The sequence below is a fragment of the Panacibacter microcysteis genome, from assembly GCF_015831355.1.
Taxonomy (GTDB): domain Bacteria; phylum Bacteroidota; class Bacteroidia; order Chitinophagales; family Chitinophagaceae; genus Panacibacter; species Panacibacter microcysteis.
Genome location: NZ_JADWYR010000001.1, coordinates 2,863,717 through 2,880,462, shown reverse-complemented (window position 1 = coordinate 2,880,462; position 16,746 = coordinate 2,863,717). Strand labels below are relative to the sequence as shown.

Below are 16,746 nucleotides of genomic sequence, written 5' to 3'. Positions count from 1 at the left end.
TATTGTATCAACTGTGGTATTTCATGGCATCGCCTGTTGTGTCACTCACTTCAAGTGAAGGAAATTAATTGAACAAACGCGAAGACTGATGCAGTATTTGTTTGTATACACATAAGCAGACAATAAACGCATTGCTGCATATTGAACCAAAAGTACAAGAGTGCGACGCAACAGGCGACGCCATATATTACAAATGATGGGCTCATAAAAATTCTCTGTTTATAAACATTTGTCATCATCATTCTTTCATTTACAGCCATTATACAGTTGCTGAAAAGCAAGCTGAAAATAGCCTGTTTACGCCATTGCCAATCACTGGCAGCGAAGATAGCTTTGTACAAAGCCAGATACTACTATGGACCCAAAAGATTTTGTAACAACCTACCTGCCATATGCTAAAGAAACGGAACAAAAAACCGGCATTTCAGCCATTGCTATACTGGCGCAAGCTGCCGTTGAAAGCGGCTGGGGCACTGCAGCACCGGGCAATATGTTCTTTGGGGTAAAAGTGGCGCCGGGTGCAACACCTGCCAATGAGCAACTGCTAACTACCACCGAATACAGCCGGAGGGCAGACCTCAAATTTCCCGTGGTATTGAGTGTAACGCCTGTTGTAATGAACGGCGTGAAGATGTTTAAATACAAAGTGAAAGATTATTTCAGAAAATATGCAACGCCTGAAGAAAGCTTTACAGACCACGCATCTTTCTTTCTAAATAACTCGCGGTATGCCGGGGCACTGGCCGTAAAGCAAGACCCTGTCGCTTTTATTAATGCCATTGCAAAAGCCGGTTACGCCACAGATCCCAATTATGCCACCACGTTAGACAGCGTTGTAAAAATGATTGAGGCACACATACCGGTCAACAATACAACCACGCAGGCAACACCGCCCGCTGCCGGCAATACTGTATAACAGGCCTGGCACAGGTGTATATTTTCCTTAACTTTCATTAGCCAAAACGATTGTATATGAACTACACATCTTCTAATGAAAGCAATGAATTCATTCAGCAATGGATTGCTGAAAAGCTTGATGCAGAAGCGATCAAACAAAAACTGACTGTGCAGGGCTTTAGCGAAGAAGACATTGTATCACACATCAGGCTTTTCAGGAAAGCAGTATATGAAAAGAAACAATCCAGGGGTTTTATTATTTTAGGAACCGGTGCTTTTCTCGGGTTTATAAGCTGTGTGCTAACACTCACCAACCCTATACCCGATCTTTATAACTGGATACTTTACGGCCTTACATCTGTTGCCCTTTCACTGATCATGTGGGGGCTTATTCTTATACTTGAATAGTTTTGTAACAACTGCTGGTCAAAGGCGCTCTTTAAACATGGGCGGCCTGCGCAATTTAGTGGCCTGCTCATACACATAAGCCGTTGTAAGCACCTGCCCTTCTTTAAATGCACCGCTGAAAAAAGAAATACCCACCGGTAAACCATGTATAAAGCCCATCGGTACCGTAATGTGTGGAAAGCCTGCAATAGCGGCAGGTGTGGAAAAGAAAAAGCCCGTATCATAGTCTCCGTTTACAAGATCTATCATGCATGGCGGACCACTGGTTACACCGCAAAATACATCCAGCTTTTGTTCACGCATCAGTTCATTAATGATTTTCCTGGACGATAACGTTTTAGCGAGTGCCTTTTTGTAACCGCTGCTTTCAAGATCTTCTTTTTCGTCGGCTTTACGCAACAGCTCCTGTCGAAAGAACGGCATGGCCAGGTGTTCATGTTCGCGGTTATATTCGATTACTTCCTTTAATGATCTTACCCTTGCCGCTGACTGTTGCAGGTAGTTGTTTACACCATGTTTAAACTCATACAGCAACACATCAAGCTCTGCATTACTGGCTTCAGCTATGGTCTTTAAAACATCCAGTTCCACAATTTCTGCACCCAGGCTTTTGAGTATGTCAACAGACTGCCTGAACACATTCACCACGTACACATTGCCCTCGTAGTGTGCTTTCTCTACACCTATTTTTACACCATCAAGTCTTTGCCCATCTAAAAACTGGGTATAATCGGTAACCGTTTTCGCAGCATCGTTGAGCGTGGCACTATCACCGGCATCCTGCCCTGCCAGCACACCCAATACAATTGCGGCATCTCTTACCGTGCGGCACATAGGGCCGGCTGTATCCTGCGTGTGCGATATGGGTATAATGCCACTCCTGCTGCACAGGCCCACGGTGGGTTTTATACCAACAATACCGCTTGCTGAAGCCGGGCTTACAATAGAGCCATTTGTTTCTGTACCAATAGCAAAAACACACAGGTTGGCAGCTACCGCCGCACCTGCCCCCGAACTGGAGCCGGACGGATTCCTGTCGAGTATATACGGGTTTTTTGTTTGCCCGCCCCTGCTGCTCCACCCGCTTACCGACATGGTAGACCTGAAATTGGCCCACTCGCTCAGGTTTGTCTTTCCCAGTATCACGGCGCCTGCATCGCGCAACCGCTTTACGATAAATGCATCTTGCTTTGCAATATTCCCTTCCATGACCAAAGCACCGGCAGTGGTCATCATTTTATCTGCGGTATCAATATTGTCTTTGATTAAAACAGGAATGCCATGCAAAGGACCTCTAACCTTACCGGCTTTACGTTCTGCATCCATAGCCGCGGCAATGGCAAGAGCATCGGGGTTCACTTCAATAATGGCATTGATCGCCGGCCCTTTTCTGTCAATGGCCTCAATGCGTTGCAGGTAAAGCTGTGTAATAGCCACGGCAGAAAGTTTACCGCGCTGCATTTGTTCCTGTATTTCGTCAATGGTTATCTCGTTTAATACAAAATCGTCTGTTATGCCAGTTACAGCGGCGCCGGCTTTTTTACTTGCCGAAATAGAAGGAACAGGTAAAGCTGCAACCGTTAAACCTAAAAGGGAACCATGACGAAGAAAGTTTCTTCGTTTCATGACCGGTGTTTTTGATCGTGCACCAAAATTAATAGCTGGCCGTTGGTTTTTCTAACTATTTTTTTTGGGAGCAGGCTGCAGTACATTGCTCAACACCTGTTGTGTCACTCACTTCTACTGCAGGAACAGTGCTGATCAACGCGAAGACCGGCGCGATACCTTAAGCGTTAGAGGCACTGTGGCATTGTAACGGTTGTATGTTTATGACCGGCATTAGCCGTTTCAATATCCCGTAAAAATCGTATTTAAAAAAGAGCTATTGGTACATTGGCAACAGTACTGCCTGTAAACAATGTTTGGCAAAAGCAGGTAAAACACAAACTGCTCACCCTGGCTGTGAAACGTATCTACCAGTTGGCAACCAAAAAACGAAGCAACGCCGCTCCCATTACCTGCATATAACCCGCGGCGGGTAGCATGAAACAGATCGCTGCTGCTGCCATGCAAACGGAACGCTGAAGTGAGTGACACAACAGGCGATGCCCAAAGAACCAACTGCCGGTACCATCATAAAAAATGTACATCACCCATACGTAGTGTGTTTGAGATAAGCACCAACGCTAGTACCATTAACTGCTGTTATAGTTATTAGAAAATCTGCTATCTGTATCATAAAAAGACAGCGATTCTTCATTTGCAGCATTTCATGTTCCGGTAATCATTAATCATGCTTCGGGAATTTACAACCTGTTAATGAACAGCAAACTTTCAATTTAGCGTGTCATGAACTTGTTCATGCGCCTTTGAACAAAGGCATAAACAGTCAACACCCATTTCAGGTACGGTTATTAAACATGCTATACCACTGCTTCAGAAAAAAACAAACAGCTATACCAATTAATAACAGTACAACCAAACATTAATCTTTATGAAAAAATTTGTCTTGCTCTTTTTGATTGCCATGCTAACCACGGTGATGGCAAGGTCGCAGGTTCGTAATGTAACCGGAAAAATTACAGACCAGTCTAACAGTCCTGTTGCGGGTGCAACCATTACTGTAAAAGGCACCCAAACTGCTACGGCAGCCAATGCTGACGGCACTTTCAGCATACGCGCTAAAACAGGCGATGTACTGGTAATAACGGCTGTAAACTTTGAACCGGCAGAAGTAAACGTTACAGAACAGGCACCGGTAAACGTTGTACTAAACAGGGTTGCTAATGAACTGACCAATGTGGTTGTAACCACTGCATTGGGTATTCAGCGGCAGGCAAAAGACCTGGGTTATTCTTCTACCACCATTACCAATAAAACCCTTACACAGGGTAAGTCTGTAAATATTGAACAGGCACTGAATGGTAAAGTATCTGGTTTAAATATATCAACGGTAAACAGTGGCGTATTTGAAAATGCGAAGATCAATATTCGTGGTATACGATCATTAACCGGTAATAACCAGCCAATGCTGGTAGTAGACGGAGCGCCAACACCACTTGGCTATTTATCTTCTATTCCGCCGGATGATGTACAAAGCCTGACTGTACTTAAAAGTGCTGCATCTGCTGCCATCTATGGCCCCGACGCAGTAAACGGGGTTATTGTCATTACAACAAAGAAAGGCGGTAAAGTGCCAACCGTTACACTCACATCTACTTTACAGGCCACCAAAGTTTCTTTCTTTCCCAAAATACAGAAAGAGTTTGGCGCAGGTGCAGGTGAAGTACTGGACCCTTATGGCAACTATGGTTATGTACCATATGAAAACCAGCAATACGGCCCACGTTTCGATGGCAGCATGCAGCCTGTAGGCAGACCGCTGGAAGATGGTTCTGTACAAATGTTGCCTTACACCAATGAGCGTTATAAAGACAAAATAAAATTCTGGAACTCTGGTCTTACCTGGCAGAATTCTGCAACGATAGCAGGGGAAGATTTTTATGTAAGCCTGGAAGATGCCAAGATTAAAGGTTTGATACCTGATGACAGAAACAGGCGTACCAGTTTCCGTTTCAATGGCGGCAAAAAATATGGTAAGTTCTCAGTAAACTATGGCATAAATTACATTTTGCAGAATTACGATGTGGTAAATGAAGCCGGTTTGCAAACATCGATACCAACAGCTTACAATGGTGGCCTCTTCTTCCTGGTAATGCAGGTAGCCAGCAACGTACCACTGCTTGACTACAAAGACTGGCAGAATGGAAAATATTCGACCTATTCCAATTACTACAACGATTTTGCGGTTAGTCCTTACTGGTTTGTAGGCAACATCAGAACTAAGGGCCGCAGTGATAACCTGATCGGTAATTTAGATGTAAACTACCAGCTATTCCCATGGCTGAGAGCAACAGGCAGGTTGAGCACCAATCTTTCTTTTGCCAACTTTAAGAACACGAATGCGCCGATCGTCGTATCAGAATTTGCGCATGCTACAAGAAGCCCCACAAACTTCTCTAACCAGCCGGGTGCAGTGTTTGAAGATGAAAGCTACACCTCCAGGATTAACCTTGATTACTTCCTGAGTGGTGAGCGTGATATAGCAAAAGATTTTAGTGTAAAGTACATCGCAGGTGGTATGCTAAGGCAGAACCGCTCAAAAGATGTGGCCATTGGTGGTAACAATCTTGTGGTACCGGCATTGTACAACGTGGCCGTGCGCAGTGGCGATGCTTTTATTCCAACATTTGGCGGCAACACAGCCAACCTGCCGATTTATGGCAATACTGCACTGGGCTCTACACTGGGCAGCTTTAATTATGATATCCTTTCCAGGCTGATATCTGCGTATGCAAGCGTAGGCTTTAGCTTCAAAGGCTGGGCAAACGTAGAGTTCACCGGCAGAAATGACTGGGACAGCAGGCTGAGCAAAGCCAACAGGTCGTTCTTCTACCCCGCTGCCAATGCCTCGTTGGTATTGTCGGATGCCATACCGGCTATTAAGAACAGCAATGTTATTTCTTACCTGAAATTAAGAGGTGCCATTTCCAAATCAGGAAATGTAAACCTGAACCCGTATGCGCTGGCCGGCACCTATTCACAGCCGATCAACTTCCCTTATGGCGGTACGGCAGGTTTTAGCGCAGATGGCACCTACCCTGACCAAAGTATAAAACCCGAATTTGTAAATACAAAAGAAGTAGGTATAGAAGTGGGCTTCATGAAAAACAGGATCAACATTGAAGCAACATACTTTAACCAGAATAACACCAACCAGATACTTTTTGTATCACAGTCCAGCACTACCGGTTACGCATTTGGTTTAGCCAATGCCGCAGACTTTAAAAATTACGGTGTTGAAATGGACCTCGGTCTAAGCCCTTTGATCAACGTAGGCAAAGGCCGTATAGACTTTAAGATCAATGCAACGTATAACGACAATAAGGTAACCAGAACCCTTGGCAATACCAATGTTATTGTTGGCGGCTCGAGCAACTTTATACAGAATTCTACCAGCTCGCCTACCGCCAATAACATTGCAGTAGTTGGTATGCCTGCATTTGCCTTCCAGCTTACAGACTATGCAAGAGACCCTGCAACAGGTAAAGTGATTGTTGACCCCGTAACAGGTTTACCATCGCAGGCGGGTTCGCAGGTGATAAAAGGCAGATCTATTCCTTTATGGGTGATAGGTGCCACACCTTCTTACTCCGTAGGTAATTTTTCATTCAGCATGACATGGGATTATAAAGGCGGTCATAATTTCTATTCAGGTCTGGGTACCGATATGGATTTTGCAGGCATTTCTGCAAGAAGTGCTGCATATGGCCGCGAACGTTTTGTATTTCCCAACTCTGTATACTGGGATGGCAGCAAATACGTAGACAATAAAACCATACAGGTGCAGGATGGCAACTATGGTTTCTGGTCATCCGGCAATGCCAACACAGCTATTGCAACCAACTACTTTGCAAGTGCGGCAAGCATACGCTTACGTGAGGTGAATATCTCTTATACATTACCGGCAAAATGGCTGGGTGGTACAAAGTTCATTAAGAAAGCAACGGTGGCTGCTGTAGGCAAGAATTTGTTCCTCTTTGTACCAAAGTCTAACCAATGGGGCGATCCTGAGTTTAACTACTCTACACTTGGCAATACGTTTGGGCTTGCAAGTTCATTCCAGTCGCCTGCTTCAAGATTGTTTGGCGGTTCGGTACTGGTGCAGTTCTAAGAAGGGTGTAAAGTGGAGGGTGAAAGGTCTAAGGTGAAGCACACGACTGAAACACTGACTGTGATTAGTGCTGCATAATGAACAGAACGTACAAGTGAGTGACACAACAAAAGCTCAATAGCAGCAATACTGCTTAGTACAAAAAGATAACACGACAATATGATTTAACACGGTATAACAACCGGTATAAACGCAAAAAATTTAGCGATGAAAAAAATACAAATAAGATTCTTGTTTACCGCGCTTGTCTTTAGTGCCATGTTTGCTGCGTGCAACAAAGACTACCTGGATGTAAACAAAGATCCCAACAGGCCCACAGACGAAAACATAACGCCTGAACTGTTGTTTACGCAGGCCGCTACTGCTGCGGGTTTCAGAACAATAGGTACTGTTGTGGGCGGCGAAGGTGCAAAGACAGACTTACAGTTTGCACAAAACTGGGTTGGCTACATGGGCGGCACCGGAGATTTTGCCGTAGAGCAAATTGAAACCACCTACAACATAGATTTTGCTTTTGGTGATGTGCCATGGCAGCGCGATTATGGTGTGCTGTTTGACCTCTACCTGACCAAAACAAAAGCACTGGCCAACGATAACAAAGTACTGGCAGGTGCCGCCATGATCATCTCTGCAAAAATGTTCCAGGAACTGGCAGACACTTATGGTGATATACCATACTCGCAGGCGTTCCAGACAGAAACATACAAAAGGCCGGCATACGATAAAGCAGAGGACATCTACGTATCGTTACAGGCAAGTCTTGATTCTGCCATCAGTTACATGCAGGAAACTGCGCCTGCTTCTTTTGCAACAGTTGATGTGGTTAACCATGGCGACCAGGATATGTGGATTAAATTTGCCAATACGCTGAAGCTGCGTATGCTGATAAGGCAATCTGAAGTGCCGGGTTTTACACCAACCGCAGAGATTGCTAAAATAGAAGCGAATGGCGGCGTTATAGGTGCCGGTGAAAGTATATCTGTAAACCCGGGTTTTAACAATGCACAGGCAAAGCAATCTCCGTTCTATGGCAACTATGGCTTTACACCAACCGGTAACAAAGCTGCAGGTGGCTATGCTCCAAATAACTATATACTAAGCCTGCTGCTGAATTATAACGACCCGCGTACAGACAGGTTCTTTACTACAGCAGGTGGTTTCTTTGTAGGCAGCGATTATGGACTGGTAACCGGTAACCCCACCCAGTCGCAGGCATCGTATTTCGGGCCGGGTGTTGCGCGCAGTGCAGACCAGGACCAATGGCTGATACCATCTTTTGAAGGGATGTTCTTTGAAGCGGAAGCAATTGCCAGGGGCTGGATGGCCGGTGATGCAAGAGCTGCTTACGAAGCAGCCGTTACAGAATCATTTGTATGGCTGGGTGTAGAAGATGCAGCCAATGAGGCCGCCTTGTACATGACGGACAATGAAATTGCAACCTGGGACAATGCCGGCGCTACTGTTGCAGAACAGGCAGATTTTATTGCCTTGCAGAAATACATTGCACTTACCACCATTGACCCGCGGGAAGCGTGGGCCGACGAAAGAAGACTGCACTTTTTGCCCGATGGCTTTATCTCCAATAACCCCGGCAGAATCGGCAACAGCCTGCCGTTGCGTTTGCTCTACCCGCAAAGCGAGTATACCACAAACAACGAGAATGTTTCTGCAGTGGGTGATATAGACCAATTCACGACCAAAATTTTCTGGCAACCATAATATTTATGCTAAAAGCAAACGAATATGAAACTATTTAAAATAAAATCTGCAGCACTGGCGCTTGCAACAATTGTAATAGGCTTTACAAGTTGCCTGAAAGATAAAGATTATGAAGACGGCATTATACAATCAGTAACGCCTGGCGACAATACACCTTCCATAGTTGAAATAAAACTAACGGCAGGCGATGTGAGCAACTTCCTGATTGCTTCGTTTGACAACTCAGATAATGATACTGTTGTTTCGCTGGTACCGGTTAACCTGGCCACAAAAGATCCTGCACCGCAGGACCTGCATGTAACAGTTGTTGCAGACCAAAGCCTGGTTGATGCCTACAACGATGCCAATGGCACCGGGTATGCAGACCCCTCTGCATTTATTACAATTGAAGATGGTGGCGTTGTTACCATTCCAAAAGGTTCCAATACTGCTTTTGTAAAAGTAAAATTCAAACCGTCTGCCTTCCTGGGAACCACGTGGGCTGCGGGTTTCAGGATTACCGGCATACAGGAGAGCGGTTTTGATGTAAGCGGAAATCTTAGCACCGGCATAGTGGCTATCGTTATTAAAAATGCATACGAAGGAAACTATACCACCACAGGATTTCTGTACCACCCAAGCTCACCAAGAGGCATTGCAGACAATAAATATATTTCTACTGTTGACGCCAATACTGTTGCCGTTGATCTTGGAGATCTTGGCGGCTCCGGCTACCAGGCATGGGTCTATGTTGATCCCGTTACATACAAGCTTACCATTACCGCAGCACCCGGTGCAGCAGGCGCGCCTTACACGCAATTCGATGCAGGCTTACCATCTTCCAATCCCGGTTATACACCACAATGGAGCGGCTCTGCACAATGCAACAACACCTACGATCCGGCTGCCAAAACATTTTATGTACGCTACGGGTACATGGGCTCTACCGGCTGGCGCGTAACAGAAGAAATACTGGAAATGCAATAAGGCACTTTCGCCTGCAACATAAAAACCACTTCGTAAAACAAGTGGTTTTTTTATTTGGTACCAGGCTACAGTACATGCATCGGGCAACTGTTGCGTCGCACTCTTGTACTGTATATCGCTATGCAGCATCTGGCCCGGTCTTGTTCTGCATCCTTCAACAGGTTTATTCATTATCTTGTTGCCCACATTACCCATCATTTATGAAACCAGCTATCTGTCTCTTTGTGTTTATTACTGCATTCATTGCCTGTCAACAGCCTGTAAAAGAAACGGCCGCAACAACTTTACCACTGCAGGGTACATGGAAACTTGTAACCGGCATACTCATAGAAAAGGGAGACTCCGCCGTTACAGACTATACAACCGGTAAATCCTTTATTAAAGTACTCAACCAATCACACTTTGCATTTGTTGGCCACGATCTTGGCAGAGGCAAAGACAGCACGGCATTTTATACATCCGGTGCAGGAACCTACAATCTGCAGGACAGTAATTATACAGAACACCTTGAGTTTTGTAACGACAGGGGCTGGGAAGGCAACGACTTTCATTTTACCATTACCATACACAACGATACGTTGGTACAACAAGGCATTGAGAAAATTGACAGCCTGGGCATTGATCGTATCAATATTGAGAAGTATGTGAGAGTGAAGCAGGGATGAAGGTGTAAGGGTTAAGGTGTAAGGCTTAGGGTGTAAGGCTTAAAGTGGTGCGGTTGCTGGCGGCATACGAAAAGGAAATAAAAGCCGGGGCATTTTTATCGTACATACTACGTAACATCGTGTATATAATATCTTCCATCAGCAACCTTATTGCACAACTACTGCCACTTACTTTGCTTTGTAATGCAAAACAATTTCAACAAAAGCTTTGACACCTGTTTCCAAACCTGCTTCATCAATAAAGAAATCCGCTGTGTGGTGTGCTGGCACTTTTGTAAGATCGCTTCCTTTGGGTGAACCGCCTATGAAGAAGAAAAATGCCGGGGCTTTCTCACCAAAATAAGAAAAGTCTTCAGAGCCTGTTATCCAGTTGATCACTTTTACATTGTCTTTGCCTGCTGCTGCCTGTAATGCAGGTACCGTGCGCTCTGTAAGCGCAGAGTCGTTAAAAGTTACCAGCGTCTTCTCATCAAAAGTTACCGTGGCTGTTGCGCCGGATGATGAAGCAATAGCTTCCGCTGTTTGCTTTATCCTTTTTTGTACATCCTTACGCGTAGCTGCATCCAGTGTGCGTATGGTACCATTAAACATCGCATCTTCAGGAATAATATTGGGCCTGTTACCACTGTTGATACTACCAACTGAAATAACTACCGGCGCTTTGGCAATGTTCTCCTGCCTGCTCACAATGGTTTGTAAACCCTGTATAATCTGTGTTGAGGCAACAATCGGGTCTACGCCCAGCCAGGGCTGCGAACCATGGCTGCCCTTGCCTTTCACTTTTACCGTAAACCAGTCTGATGATGCCATTAATGCCCCGGGTTTGTAACCGATGGTGCCGGCTTCGAGAAAAGTCATAATATGTAACCCAAATACAGCTTCTACCTTAGGGTTGTCCATGGCGCCTTCTTTTACCATGAATGGCGCACCGGCTTCTTCGCCCTGCGGGGCGCCTTCTTCTGCGGGCTGAAAAAGAAATACAACCGTACCCGCAATATCTTTTTTCATGTTGCTCAGCACGGTGGCCGCACCAAGCAACATAGCCATGTGGGCATCGTGACCGCAGGCATGCATAACGCCAACGGTTTGACTACTGAATGTATCTTTCACCACAGACTTAAACGGCAGGTCATTTCTTTCTGTAACCGGCAGCCCGTCCATATCTGCACGAAGTGCGATAACCGGGCCTGGTTTGCCACCCTTTAAAATGCCAACAACACCGGTTTTTGCAACCGGGTACTTTACTTCAAGCCCCAATGATTGCAGGTATTGAACGATAATAGCAGCAGTTTTAAATTCGCGGTTAGACAGCTCGGGTTGCCGGTGAAAATTTCTGCGCCATTCTATTACTTTTGGCATTACTGCATTTATACGCTCCGCAGGTATGGCCTGTTTTATTTGTGCCATCGCCATGCAGGGCACCATTATAAAAAGTAGTGTTATATACTTCATTGTATAAATATAAATGTAAAATCTTCGCCCCGCCTTTCATTCTATAAATGCCTTATTACACGGCAGGGGTTGCCTGCGGCCACCACATTTGCGGGAACATCCTTTACTACCACACTACCCGCTCCTATTGTTGTATTGGCACCAATTGATACGCCGGGGCAAACAATAGAGCCACCACCAATCCACACATTATCGCCGATGGTTATGGGGAAAGCGTACTCCGGGCCTTTGATTCTTTCTGCTGCCAATACCGGGTGTGTGGCGGCATACAACTGCACATTCGGCCCAAGGAACACATTGTTGCCAATCTTTATGGTATTGCAATCAAGAAACACACAATTGAAGTTTGCAAAAAAGTTTTCGCCTATCTCTATATGGCAACCATAATCTACAAAAACAGGTGTTTGTATGTCTATATTATTACCTGTTTTGCCAAACAGTGCCTGTACAAGCGGTGTGCGTTCTTCACGGTTATAACCTGTAGCGTTGTACAACTGCATCCATTCACGTGCTTTTATACGCAGGTTCATAAGTACTTCATCAGCGGCATCGTATAAATCGCCTGCCAGCATCTTCTGGTATTCTGTTTTTGTTGTCATTGTCCGATTATATTTTTATGGGCGCTAAAAAATAATGCACTGGTTGTTACCGGTACGTGGCTGCCGCCATATGCAACAGCAAGTTTTTCTTCAGCTATTGCAATGATCTTTTCCGGTGATGACGGATCGAGCCTTACAAGCTCTCCAAACATAGGTGTTCCTGTTACAAAACCTCTGGCGATTGTTGAAGCCGCTACGTTTTCAACCGTGATCTCCACCACTTCATGGGTAATGTTTGCAAAACCTGCACCCGACAATAGCCTGATGATTGAAGCCGCATTGTTCATGCCGTGAGGGGTTTCAAAAAAATGTGGCGCATCAGCACCGAAGTAACCGGTTATTGCATCGTTCACCAGCTTTGTGGCAGGATTGTCTGCCATACTATTCCAGGTATTAAAAATAAAACTGCCATCGGGTGAGAGTACACGATAAATTTCCCTGCATGCAGCAGGCTGATCTGCAAAGAACATAATACCAAACTGGCATACGACCAGCTCAAAGCTGTTATCAGCAAATGGAAGCTGGTGTGCATCTGCGGTTTGCAAACGTACATTTCTGCTGTTGAGGAGTTTTAGTTTTGCCTGTTGCAGCATGCTGTCGCTGTAATCAGTTGCAACAATACCGGCGCTGTTTGCAAAATGGTTTGATAACCGCGTGGTAAGTATACCGGTGCCGCAGGCAAGCTCGAGTATTGAACTTACAGCGTTTAACGGCAATTTATTGACGAGTGCTGCAGCATGTGGTGCAAACAAAAATGGGCCCAGCAGCGCATCATAGTTGAACGGTATATTGCCCGTAAATAAATTGGTGTGCTCTTTCAAAGTATTTTGCATTTAGGTAAAACAGAACGGCAAGCTCCATAAAGATATACCGTACAAGTGAGTGACACAACAGGCGATGCCACCTGTACAAATGCCCGTTACCTATAAAACTGCATAGCATTACTAACGAGCGCATTAGATATGTGGCGTATTAATATAATTTTTATCTTACGTACACAATGTTATCTATGGCTGCACCAGGCATGCTCCGCTTCAGCGTTATTAAAAGCACTATTGCATTATGCAGTGTGTTGTTGTTTACCCTGTTTTTTACCACTGCTGTGTATGCCCAGAGCAGCGATTCAACTGCGGTAAAAAAAGATACTGCGCACCAAAGTTTTGTGGACCTCGTAACAAGCATGAGCAGGGATGAAGCGATAAAAAGTGCAGCGAAGTTTGATGAAGATAAAATTACGGCCAGGCAACAGGAACTGCTTGATGGCATTATACATACCACGCATGCTGCGAAAGAATATTTAAAAACCGGTCTTGATACAGCAGGCCTGGAAGAACAGATGAAAGCCATTGAAAAATGGCACAGCGTAGTGGGCGACGGTATTTTTGTAAACAAAGGCACGATACAAACATACCGCAACCTGGAAACCTCGGGTAAGATACTGCGTGAACTGCTAAACAGGACAACAACAAAGAAAAATGCCCTTGATCTTTACGCCAAAACATTGTTTAAGTACAAGTACACAATAGACTCGCTAAACAGCGACAGCCTGTTGTATATTTTCCCTTCTGACTCTGCAGAGCTGGTAAAATACCTGAAAAAATTTCTACCAATAGCCAAGGCGCTTCAACCGGCAGACAGTGCCTTTAATAAAGCACTTGAAAATGTTGGGGTGCTGCAAACACATGTAAATACGCTTGTAAACAAACTGAATGCAGATATAGAGCTGCTCGAAGGCTATAGCAGGAAGATCTCTGACGAAATTTTTGGCCGCGAGTTTGCGGATCTTAACGGCCCGATTGCATTTTCAAGGCCTTTTGGAGAGATCCTGCATTTTTCTGAAACAAAAGGTTCGCTTGCATTATTTTTTTATATACGCAACAACATTGGCAAACTGATACTCGTGGTGCTGCTGATCATTGCCGCAACATTCTTTTACAAAAACCTGCGCAACCAGCTTCAGCTACAGGGCTCGCTAAAACCGGATTTTGCGGGGCACCTTGTTTTAAAATATCCTGCTTTATCGGCCATTATGCTGGTGCTGAATATTTTCCAGTTTATTTTTCCTGATCCGCCGTTTATATTCAACGCAATTTTCTGGATAACGTCTTCGGTTTGCCTTACCATTATATTCCGTGGTTTTATTACAAAGTACTGGATGAATATCTGGCTCACCTTCCTGGTACTCTTCTTCCTGGCATGTTTAGATAACCTGGTATTGCAGGCATCGAGAACCGAGCGTTGGATAATGTTTGGCCTGTCTTTGAGCGGTGTAATCTTTGGACTGGTAGTGCTAATACGTGGCCACCGCAATGAATTAAGGGAAAAATGGATATTGTATTTTATTGCGTGTGTTGTACTGCTTGAGTTTGCATCGCTGATGATGAATTTCTCGGGCCGCTACAACTTTTCTAAAACGCTGCTCACCAGTGGCTACCTCAATGTCATTATCGGTATACTTTTCCTGTGGACCGTGAGGCTGCTCAATGAAGTCCTGGCAGTAGCCTCCGGTGTTTATAAAAAACCAGATAAGAAACTTTTTTACATAAACTTTGAGAAAGTAGGCGGCAGAATACCGCCGCTGTTTTACGTATTGCTTGTTATTGGCTGGATTATTTTGTTTGGCAGAAGCTTCTATTCATTCAGGAAATTAAGCGAACCACTTGGCAATTTCCTGCTGGCAGAACGTACGATTGGCGAATATACCTTCTCGCTCAAAAGCCTGCTGATCTTTATAAGTGTACTGGTTTTTTCGGCATTTGTATCGAGGGTGGTTTCGTTCTTTGCATCAGATAGTCATGAACCTTCTGTAAGCAGCACCGGTAAAAAGAAAGTAGGGCTGGGCAGTTGGTTGTTGCTCATACGCATTACCATTGTTAGCATGGGCGTGTATATTGCTTTTGCAGCAGCGGGCATACCCATGGACAAGCTGGCCATTATTGTGGGTGCACTTGGCGTAGGTGTGGGTTTTGGCCTGCAGACCATTGTAAACAACCTGGTAAGCGGGCTTATACTGGCGTTTGAAAAACCTGTAAATGTAGGAGACCTGGTAGAAATAAGCGGCCAGATGGGTGTTATGAAATCGATGGGCTTCAGGAGCAGTGTAATATCAAGAAGCGAAGGTGCGGATGTGATCATTCCCAATGGCGATCTGCTGAATGCACACCTTGTAAACTGGACGATCAGCGGCGGCAGGAAACGGGTTGATATTACTGTGGGCGTAGCGTACCACACAAATCTTGAAAAAGCAATGTCGCTGCTAAAAGACATTCTCCAAAATGAAGAAAGAATCATGCATTACCCACCGCCTTCGGTGCATGTAAAAGATTTCAACAGCAGTTCCATTGATCTGCAGTTATCGTTCTGGGTGCAGCACCTGGCAGAATGGGTTGCCATCAAAAGCAAGGTTATAGAAGCTGTTACCGCGGCCTTTGCTGAAAATGGCATAGAAATACCCTACAACAAACAGGAAATTTATATCAGGAAAGACGACAATGCCGAAAATGAACATACAGATCAAAATACACCTTCATAAAAACACCGTTATGTACAAACCTTTACTTACATTATTGGTAGCAGCAAGCTTATTTGCCGGTTGCTCCGGCAACACTGCCAAAGACAATACCGGCGATTCTGCCGCAACCACCGCACCTGTTGATACCGCTTCTCCCGCTACACAGGCAGAAGATCCTGACCCTTCAGATTCTATTGCCGCAACAGCCTATGGCATCAATACATATGGAAAAGCAACCGAGCAACTGGTGCGTGCAAGACTCCTGGAAAAGTTTAAAGACGACCTGGCCAAAGACCTCGTAGATTCTTTCAGCAGGCGCTTTATTTTCTTTCAATACGATTTAAACAACGACAACAAAAAAGAAATTTTTGTGGGGCTGACCGGCCCTTATTTCTGCGGTTCAGGCGGGTGCAGCATCGAATTGCTGAATGCAGATGGCACCGTCATCAACAGTTTCACCGTTACAGATTACCCCGTTATTGTGGCAGGCACCGCTACCAATGGCTGGCAGGATCTTATACTCGAAAGCAATGGCAAATACCACCTCATAAAGTTCAATGGAAAAAGTTACCCTGCTAATCCATCTGTTGCGCCGGTAATGAAGGAAATACCCGGAGATGGGTTGCCCCGCTTACTCAATTATATGAACGAACCCTATGCATGGTTCAGGTTCTGATGTATGTGGAGCCCGGCACCTGTTTACCATGGCATCGTCCCTTGCGTCGCACACTTGTACTATAGCATTCTATGGCGGCAACCCCGGTGCGGTCTTCGTGTATAAATAAAATCTTATAT

12 protein-coding genes are annotated in these 16,746 nt (G+C 45.0%); 8 read left to right on the top strand and 4 right to left on the bottom strand.

What is annotated here, in order from left to right:
- Positions 1–355 precede the first annotated feature (355 nt).
- On the top strand, positions 356–916 hold the full coding sequence (locus tag I5907_RS11785; RefSeq protein ID WP_196990909.1) for a glycoside hydrolase family 73 protein: 561 nt from the start codon (positions 356–358) through the stop codon (positions 914–916).
- A gap of 56 nt (positions 917–972) precedes the next feature.
- Positions 973–1,305 (top strand): hypothetical protein, encoded by a 333-nt coding sequence (locus I5907_RS11780; protein ID WP_196990908.1) that lies wholly within the window; start codon positions 973–975, stop codon positions 1,303–1,305.
- Between the two features lie 18 nt (positions 1,306–1,323).
- Here I5907_RS11780 and I5907_RS11775 read toward each other — a convergent pair whose 3' ends face one another.
- On the bottom strand, positions 1,324–2,931 hold the full coding sequence (locus I5907_RS11775) for an amidase (RefSeq protein WP_196990907.1): 1,608 nt from the start codon (positions 2,929–2,931) through the stop codon (positions 1,324–1,326).
- A gap of 868 nt (positions 2,932–3,799) precedes the next feature.
- Between I5907_RS11775 and I5907_RS11770 the strand changes: the two genes are divergently transcribed.
- The 4 genes from I5907_RS11770 to I5907_RS11755 all read left to right on the top strand — a co-directional run bounded on the left by I5907_RS11770 (position 3,800) and on the right by I5907_RS11755 (position 10,389).
- Positions 3,800–7,039: a SusC/RagA family TonB-linked outer membrane protein gene (locus I5907_RS11770; protein ID WP_196990906.1), complete on the top strand. Its 3,240-nt coding sequence runs from the start codon at positions 3,800–3,802 to the stop codon at positions 7,037–7,039.
- A gap of 207 nt (positions 7,040–7,246) precedes the next feature.
- The gene (locus tag I5907_RS11765) at positions 7,247–8,758 is read left to right on the top strand and encodes a SusD/RagB family nutrient-binding outer membrane lipoprotein (protein ID WP_196990905.1); all 1,512 of its coding nucleotides are present in this window, start codon (positions 7,247–7,249) and stop codon (positions 8,756–8,758) included.
- Between the two features lie 24 nt (positions 8,759–8,782).
- Entirely contained in the window at positions 8,783–9,724 is a 942-nt protein-coding gene (locus tag I5907_RS11760) for a BT_3987 domain-containing protein (protein WP_196990904.1), read from the top strand.
- A 200-nt stretch (positions 9,725–9,924) separates the two neighbouring features.
- Complete coding sequence (locus I5907_RS11755) at positions 9,925–10,389, top strand: lipocalin-like domain-containing protein (protein ID WP_196990903.1); 465 nt, start codon at positions 9,925–9,927, stop codon at positions 10,387–10,389.
- A gap of 168 nt (positions 10,390–10,557) precedes the next feature.
- Here I5907_RS11755 and I5907_RS11750 read toward each other — a convergent pair whose 3' ends face one another.
- From I5907_RS11750 to I5907_RS11740, 3 genes are read right to left on the bottom strand one after another with little or no spacing between them, the layout of a single operon-like run.
- Positions 10,558–11,841, bottom strand: a complete 1,284-nt coding sequence (locus I5907_RS11750) for an amidohydrolase (RefSeq protein WP_196990902.1) — start codon at positions 11,839–11,841, stop codon at positions 10,558–10,560.
- A gap of 41 nt (positions 11,842–11,882) precedes the next feature.
- The gene (locus I5907_RS11745; protein ID WP_196990901.1) at positions 11,883–12,440 is read right to left on the bottom strand and encodes a sugar O-acetyltransferase; all 558 of its coding nucleotides are present in this window, start codon (positions 12,438–12,440) and stop codon (positions 11,883–11,885) included.
- Positions 12,437–13,261, bottom strand: a complete 825-nt coding sequence (locus tag I5907_RS11740) for a class I SAM-dependent methyltransferase (RefSeq protein ID WP_196990900.1) — start codon at positions 13,259–13,261, stop codon at positions 12,437–12,439. The genes I5907_RS11745 and I5907_RS11740 overlap by 4 nt, the downstream gene beginning before the upstream one ends.
- 188 nt (positions 13,262–13,449) lie before the next feature.
- On the opposite strand from I5907_RS11740, the gene I5907_RS11735 reads away from it, so the two are divergent.
- Positions 13,450–15,972, top strand: coding sequence for a mechanosensitive ion channel family protein (locus I5907_RS11735; RefSeq protein WP_196990899.1), 2,523 nt, complete (start codon positions 13,450–13,452; stop codon positions 15,970–15,972).
- A gap of 10 nt (positions 15,973–15,982) precedes the next feature.
- Positions 15,983–16,627, top strand: a complete 645-nt coding sequence (locus I5907_RS11730) for a hypothetical protein (RefSeq protein ID WP_196990898.1) — start codon at positions 15,983–15,985, stop codon at positions 16,625–16,627.
- The last annotated feature ends 119 nt before the right edge of the window (positions 16,628–16,746 follow it).